The following is a 7146-nucleotide window of genomic DNA, read 5'->3' as shown; positions in this document are numbered from 1 at the left end:
TTCACGCACTCCTGGGCAGACGGCGCCGAGCCGACTGTCGCCGCTCTCTCCGAAGCGTTCGGCGCGGAGCCGACGACCGAGATCGAGACGGGCGACTCTCGCTTCTATGCCTATACGTGCTCCGTGTGGAACGGTTTCCGCTTCTGCGATGTGCTGCTCAGCGAGGGAAGCAAGCCTCGCGACCAGGTCGACGCACCCACGTACGCGTCGTTCACGGCGAACGAGGTCGCCGGCGTCAAGATCTCGGCCGAGTTCGGTCTCCGCATCGGCCAGCCCATCGCGGAGCTGCGCGCCGCGGGCCCCGATTCCGAGTCCACCAGCACGCCTCCCAGCTTCATCTTCGGCGAGGACCGCAACACGTTCTATGTCGACGGCGCTCGCACCTACGGGGCACGCGCGGTCACGGACGGGGACCGCGTGGCCGAGGTCGTATACCGATACATTCCCCTGGGTCTCTGACGCTCGCCGAGGGTGATTCCGGCCCCGCGGCGAACTTCCGGTCCGATTGGATTGCGCGAACCTGCCACCTGGCGTAGTGTCGCCCGCCGTGACTGAAGAAAGCCGGGCCGCGTCCGACGAGACGCCGATCGCCAAGCGGATCCTCATCGGCGAGCCCCTCACGAGCGAAGAGCTCGAGGGGCAGCTGCTGCCGAAGAAGATGGCGTTGCCGATCTTCGCCTCCGACGCGCTCTCCTCCGTCGCCTACGCGCCGCAGGAGCTGCTGATGATCCTTCTGATCGGCGGGACGGCGTTCCTGGCGTTCAGCCCGTGGGTCGCCGCGGCCGTCATCGCCCTCCTGATCGTGGTCGTCCTCAGCTACCGCCAGCTCATCAAGGCCTACCCGTCCGGCGGCGGGGACTACGAAGTCGCCAGCACGAACCTGGGTGAGAAGGCCGGTGTCGTCGTGGCCTCCGCTCTCCTGGTCGACTACGTCCTCACCGTCGCGGTGTCGGTGGCATCCGGCGTCGACAACATCATCTCCGCCGTCCCGGGGCTCAACCCCTGGCGCGTCGAGCTCGCGGTCGGCTTCGTCGTGCTCATCATCGTCGTGAACCTGCGCGGCGTCCGAGAGGCGTCGCAGGCTTTCGCGATCCCCACGTACGTGTTCATCGCCTCGGTCGCCGTCATGGTCGTGACCGGTCTGATCCGCTGGGGCCTGGGCGATGCGCCGGTCGCCGAGAGCGCCCAGTATGCGGTGCAGGCCGAAGACCTCACCCAGGCAGCGATCATCCTGCTGATCCTCCGGGCATTCTCCAGCGGATGCTCGGCACTCACCGGCGTGGAGGCGGTCAGCAACGGCGTCCCCGCGTTCCGGAAGCCGAAAGTCCGCAATGCCCAGACCACGCTGGCGCTGATGGGCTCGATCGCGATCCTGCTCTTCGCCGGCCTGACCTTGCTGGCGCTCATCACGGGTGTTCACTACGCCGAGAACCCGTGCCACCTCATCGGATTCGACTGCACGCAGCCGCAGCCGAGCCTGATGGCTCAGGTCGCAGCCGCAACCTTCGGCGCGGGGTCGATCCCCTTCTTCATCATCCAGGCCGCGACCGCCTGCGTCCTCCTGCTCGCAGCCAACACCGCCTTCAACGGCTTCCCGTTGCTCGGCTCGGTGCTGGCCCGCGACGGCTATGCGCCGAAAGCTCTCAACACGCGGGGCGACCGTCTGGTCTACTCGAACGGCATGATCATCTTGGGTCTGGCCGCCGCGGCCGTGCTGATCATCTACCAAGCGCAGCTGACGACCCTCATCCAGCTGTACATCATCGGCGTCTTCGTCTCGTTCTCGCTCGGCCAGATCGGCATGGTCAAGCACTGGCGCCGGGAGCTGCGCTTCGTCCGCGGCGCCGAGCGTCGTGGGGCGCAGACGGGACTGCTGATCAACTCACTGGGTGCCGCGTTCACGGTGCTGGTGCTGGTGATCGTCACAGTCACCAAGTTCACCCACGGCGCGTGGCTCGTCTTCCTGGCCATCCCCATCCTGTCGGTCCTGATGATCGGTGTGAACCGCTACTACCGGGACGTCGCCCACGAGACGGCGATGGACGACACCGTTCACTACGGCTCGACCGGAGATGTCGCCATCGTGCTCGTGGGTCGCCTGCAGAAGCCCGTCGCAAAGGCGGTTGACTACGCCCTCGCCGCCAACCACAGCCAGACCCTGGCCCTCCACATCGCCGTGACGAAGGACGAGGCCGACGCCGTGAAGTCGGACTGGGAGCTGCACCAGATGCCGCTGCCGCTCGTGACGATCGAGTCGCCCTATCGGCACTACGCCACCCCGCTGATCGCCTTCATCGAGCAGTACCGCGAGCAGCACGGCTCCTCGGTCGTCACGGTGTATCTGCCGCAGTACATCGTCGGTCACTGGTGGGAGCGCCTGCTGCACAATCGGCGCGCGCGACGCATCGCCCAGCAGCTCATGATGGTCCACGGCGTCTCGATCACACTCGTGCCTTGGCTCCTGGACTCCTCCGGGTTGATCTACGGGCGTAGTTCGCGCCCCCTGCCCGGCGACGACCGCGCCGGCCGCATAGCGTCGTACGGTCTGGTCGCGCACACCGACGACGAGTCCTGACGCCTACGCCGCCCACCCGAGCGGCGGGGCGTAGCCTAGAGCCGTGAGCACCGCCAACCCCCAGACCGCTGCGCCGACGCTGGATGCCGCGCGCCTGCGCACGGATTTCCCGGTCCTCGCGGTAGAGGTGAACGGGCATCCCCTCGTGTACCTCGACTCGGCGGCGACCAGCCAGCGCCCCACCGCCGTGCTCGATGCCGAACGCGACTTCCTGACGCACGCGAACGCCGCCGTCCACCGGGGAGCGCACACGCTCGCGGCGGAGGCGACCGAGCTGTTCGAAGACGCCCGCTCGACCGTCGCCGGGTTCGTCGGGGCCCAACCCGAGCATCTCGTCTGGACCAGCGGAGCGACCATGGGGCTCAACCTCATCGCCTACTCGATCGGGAATGCGACGCTCGGACGCGGAACACCTGCATCGGCTCGCTTCGCGCTCGCGCCCGGCGACGAGATCGTCACGACCGAGATCGAGCATCACGCCAACCTCATCCCGTGGCAAGAGCTCGCCGCGCGCACCGGCGCCGTGCTCCGCCACATCCCGGCGCACGACGACGGCACCCTCGACCTCGAAGCCGCCGCGGGCATCATCGGCGAACGCACCCGCCTCGTCGCCTTCACACACGTGTCGAATGTTCTGGGGATCGTCAATCCGGTCGCGGAGCTGATTGCGCTCGCCCGGGCGGCGGGCGCGGTCACCGTGATGGATGCCTGCCAGTCCGCGCCGCACCTGCCGCTCGACCTCCCCGCTCTGGGCGTGGACCTGGCCGTCTTCAGCGGTCACAAGATGCTCGGACCCTACGGCGTCGGCGGGCTGTACGGCCGCTCCGACGTGCTCGAGGCGCTCCCGCCCTTCCTGACCGGCGGATCCATGATCGAGGCCGTCACTCTCGACGGCGCCGAGTACCTTCCGCCGCCGCAGCGCTTCGAGGCGGGCACCCAGCCGATCGGTCCCGCGATCGGGCTGGCCGCGGCCGTCCGCTACCTGTCCGCCGTCGGGATGGACCGCATCCATGCGCACGAGAGCGCGCTTGCCACCCGGATGGGTGAGGCACTGCGGGAGATCCCCGGCATCCGGCTTCTCGGCGATCCTTCGCCACGCGCGGGAGGCGAAGCGGTGGAACGCGTCGGTCTCTGGTCTTTCGATGTCGATGGCGTGCACGCGCACGACGCAGGCCAGTACCTCGACTCACTCGGTATCGCCGTACGCGTCGGTCACCACTGCGCGGCGCCGCTGCACCGCAGGTTCGGCATCACCGCCTCGGTGCGCGCATCGACGGCCCTGTACACCACCGAGGACGACATCGAGCAGTTCGTCGATGCGGTCCGCGGCATCCGTCCCTACTTTGGAGCTGGATCATGAGCGACCTCGACACCCTCTACCGCGAGCTGATCATCGATCACTCCAAGCACCCGCAGCACTTCGGTCTCGCGGCCGAAGAGGGAGCGTCGGCGACCTCACACCAGCGCAACCCCGTCTGCGGCGACGAGATCACGCTCCGCGCGCGCGTCGCCGCCGACGGTGAGACGATCCGCGATGTGACGTGGGAAGGGTCGGGCTGCTCGATTTCGCAGGCCTCGGCGTCGATGCTCACCGACCTGATGGAGGGCATCACGCGCGACGAAGCCCGCACGCTGATCGAAGGCTTCCGCGAGGCTCTGCGCTCACGCGGACAGCTCGAGCTCGACGAAGATGTCTACGGCGACGCGGCCGCGCTCACCGGGGTTTCGAAGTTTTCGGCACGCGTCAAGTGCGCCATGCTGGCCTGGGTTGCGCTCGAGGACGCCCTCCTCCGCGCGTGACGGCTGCTGACCCTTCCGCCGCCCTCCCCCACGTCGTGATCGTCGGGGCCGGATTCGCGGGCATCAGCGCGGCTCGCGCGCTCCGGAAGGCGCCCGTACGGGTCAGCCTGATCGATCGCCGGGTCTACAACACCTTCCAGCCGCTGCTCTACCAGGTGGCCACCGGCGGCCTGAATCCTGGAGACGTCACCCATTTCCTGCGAAGCCTTCGCGTGCGCCAGCGGAACCTCGACGTGATCCACGAGCACCTCATGGAGATCGACTCCACGGCTCGGAGCGTTCGGATCCTCGACGGCCAGACCCTCGACTACGACTACCTCATCCTCGCCAACGGCGTCACGACCGCGTACCACGGCACGCCCGGCGCCAAAGAGAACTCGTTCGCCGTGTATTCACGCTCCCAGGCCATCGCGATCCGCGACGCGCTGTTCACTCGTCTCGAGCGGGCGACGCAGCAGGGGGATCGCCGCAGAGGGCTCGATGTCGTCGTGATCGGGGGTGGCGCGACCGGTGTCGAGATGGCCGGTGCTCTCGCCGAGCTGCGCGACCAGGGCCTCGAGCCGGCGTATCCGGAGCTCGAGGGCAACGCATTCCGCATCACGCTGCTGCAACGCGGTGACGAGATCCTGAAGCCGTTCGCGCCCCGGCTGCGCCGCTACGCTCTCGCCGAGCTCCGCCGCCGCGATGTCGACCTGCGGCTGGGGACTGGTGTGGCCGAGGTACGACCCGACGGTGTCGTCCTCGCCGACGGCACCGTCCTCGCCTCGGAGCTCACCATCTGGGCAACCGGGGTCGCACCGCACGAAGAGGTCCGCCATTGGGATCTGCCCCTCGACGCGGGTGATCGCATCCGGGTCGGTGCAGATCTTCAGGTCGAAGGGCTGCTCGGAATCTTCGCGGCGGGTGACATCGCCGTGGCACCCCAGGATCTTCCGCAGCTCGCGCAACCCGCGATTCAGGGCGGCGCCCACATCGCGCGTCAGATTCGGCGGCTGATGGCCGGCAAGACCACCGAACCCTTCGAGTACCGCGACAGAGGCCAGCTCGCGATCATCGGGCGCCACGCCGCGGTCGGAGAGCTTCCCGGAATCGCGAACGTGCCGGTGCTTCGCAGGATCCCGCCGCTGGGACGCATCTCATTGCTGCAGAGGCCCATCGCGCTGGCGGGATTCACGGCGTGGGTCGCGTGGCTTTTCGTCCACATCACCAGCCTCCTCGGTCCTCGCAACAAGCTCACCGTGATGGTCGGCCTGCTGGTCCGCTACGGCATGCGGATCTACCGCACACCCGTGCCGATCGTGGGCGACGTCCCCGCCATCCGCCCGTCCAAGGCAGAGCGCGTCCGCCGCGCCGCGCCCGCCGAACCCGCCGGGTGAGCGGATTCGCGGCAGCCATCGGGGCTATCCCGCGATGACCGCCTCCAGGCGCGCATAAGAGGTCTCCATCCCTTCGGTCATGCCGGTGGCGAGGATCATGTCTCGCATGCCCTTGTCTGCATATTCGATCAGCAGGGTCAGCAGGGTCGCGCCGTCTTCTTCGTACAGCTGCAGATCGTTGAGTGTGCCCGGGGCATCCATCCCGATCATCCGCTCGGTCGTGACAGCACGCCAGACCGGCGCACTGAGAACCGTCTCGCCCTCGAAGCCGAAGCGGGTCGACTCGTTTTCCCCCTCCTGCCACACGTAGCGATAGCTCTCGCCCAGCTCGCACTCCACCATCTGCCACCCGTCGGGGCCGAGCAGCCACTGGCGCATCAGCTCGGGCTCGTGGTGCGCACGCCAGACGAGCTCGCGCGGGCCGTCGATCAGCCGGGTGATGCGCACGTGCCGGTCGTCGAGCAGTTCGGTGCGTGTGCCTTTGCCCTGCGCGTACTCCCGCAGTGAGACGAGCACCGCGTCGAGCTGGTTCATCGCCGTGCGCGATCCCTCGACGGCGCCCATCGCGACAACCTGCTCAAGCGCTTCCGCAGAGGTGAAGAAGGTGATGTTCGTGAGGCGCGATCCGTTCTCAGTGCCTTCGAAGGCGAACGTCATCCGCATCGACGGAAGCCCCTCCATCCGTCCGCCCTCGGCGTCGGTGAACGAGTCGAGCACCTCGAACCCCGCACCCTCGTCGACGGAAAGCACCTCCCAAGAGCCGTGCGATGCCTCGCCCTGAGGACTCGTCATCGCGTAGTCGACGCGGCCGCCCGGTCGCAGATCGAAAGCGGTGAACCTCGCCGGCCACCCGGGGGGACCCCAGAACCGCTCGAGCTGGCGCGGATCGGTGAACGCCGCCCACAGGCGGCTCACGGGCGCCGCGAACTCGGCCGTGAGGGTCATGGTGAGGTTCTCGGCGTCGGTTGAGATGTCGGTGACGGGCATGTCATTCTCCAGTGGTGGATGTCGGATGTGTGGGATCGGCGAGCACCGCATCGAGCCGATCGATGCGGTGACGCCAGAGGTCTTCGAAGCGAGAGAGAAGCGCCCGAGCGCGAGCGATCATGGTCGGGTCCGCCCGGACCAGCCGCTCGCGCCCCTCGGCGCGTTTGATGATGAGGTGGGCGGCCTCGAGCACAGCGACGTGCTTCTGGACGGCGGCGAAGGACATGTCGTACTTCGCGGCCAGCGCAGAGACGGACTGCTCATCCTGCAGTGTGCGGCGCAGGATGTCGCGCCGCGTCGCCGTCGCCAGTGCATGAAAGAGACGGTCCGTCTCGTCATCGGTCAGCCCGGGCATCTGCGAAGTTCGTTCTACAACCATTTGGTTGTATGTTAGAAGAATGGGTCGTT

The 7146-nt window shown here is 67.8% G+C and carries 6 protein-coding genes and 1 pseudogene; 5 read left to right on the top strand and 2 right to left on the bottom strand.

Annotated features, from left to right (window positions below):
• The 5 genes and pseudogenes from QZV81_RS01645 to QZV81_RS01625 all read left to right on the top strand — a co-directional run.
• Positions 1-459, top strand: a pseudogene (locus QZV81_RS01645) (hypothetical protein); the annotation flags it as partial.
• Between the two features lie 88 nt (positions 460-547).
• Positions 548-2575, top strand: a complete 2028-nt coding sequence (locus QZV81_RS01640) for an APC family permease (protein ID WP_292831481.1) — start codon at positions 548-550, stop codon at positions 2573-2575.
• 43 nt (positions 2576-2618) lie between these two features.
• Positions 2619-3935, top strand: coding sequence for a SufS family cysteine desulfurase (locus tag QZV81_RS01635; protein WP_292831479.1), 1317 nt, complete (start codon positions 2619-2621; stop codon positions 3933-3935).
• On the top strand, positions 3932-4375 hold the full coding sequence (gene sufU, locus QZV81_RS01630; protein ID WP_292831477.1) for a Fe-S cluster assembly sulfur transfer protein SufU: 444 nt from the start codon (positions 3932-3934) through the stop codon (positions 4373-4375). Before QZV81_RS01635 ends, sufU begins: the two co-directional genes overlap by 4 nt.
• A complete protein-coding gene (locus tag QZV81_RS01625) occupies positions 4372-5751 on the top strand; it encodes an NAD(P)/FAD-dependent oxidoreductase (protein WP_292831476.1) in 1380 nt (459 codons plus the stop codon). The genes sufU and QZV81_RS01625 overlap by 4 nt, the downstream gene beginning before the upstream one ends.
• A gap of 24 nt (positions 5752-5775) precedes the next feature.
• Here QZV81_RS01625 and QZV81_RS01620 read toward each other — a convergent pair whose 3' ends face one another.
• A complete protein-coding gene (locus QZV81_RS01620; protein ID WP_292831475.1) occupies positions 5776-6738 on the bottom strand; it encodes an SRPBCC family protein in 963 nt (320 codons plus the stop codon).
• A 1-nt stretch (position 6739) separates the two neighbouring features.
• Entirely contained in the window at positions 6740-7093 is a 354-nt protein-coding gene (locus tag QZV81_RS01615; protein WP_292831474.1) for a helix-turn-helix domain-containing protein, read from the bottom strand.
• Between the last annotated feature and the right edge of the window lie 53 nt (positions 7094-7146).

The sequence above is a fragment of the Microbacterium sp. genome (assembly GCF_011620665.1).
Taxonomy (GTDB): Bacteria; Actinomycetota; Actinomycetes; order Actinomycetales; family Microbacteriaceae; genus Microbacterium.
Note: the sequence above shows the minus strand (reverse complement) of the source record. Positions and strands in the feature narration are given on the sequence as shown.

Bases quoted from the DNA above. Each gene is read 5' to 3' on its own strand.
- sufU (WP_292831477.1), top strand. From the start codon at position 3,932: ATGAGCGACCTCGACACCCTCTACCGCGAGCTGATCATCGATCACTCC.
- QZV81_RS01620 (WP_292831475.1), bottom strand. From the start codon at position 6,738: ATGCCCGTCACCGACATCTCAACCGACGCCGAGAACCTCACCATGACC.
- QZV81_RS01615 (WP_292831474.1), bottom strand. From the start codon at position 7,093: ATGCCCGGGCTGACCGATGACGAGACGGACCGTCTCTTTCATGCACTG.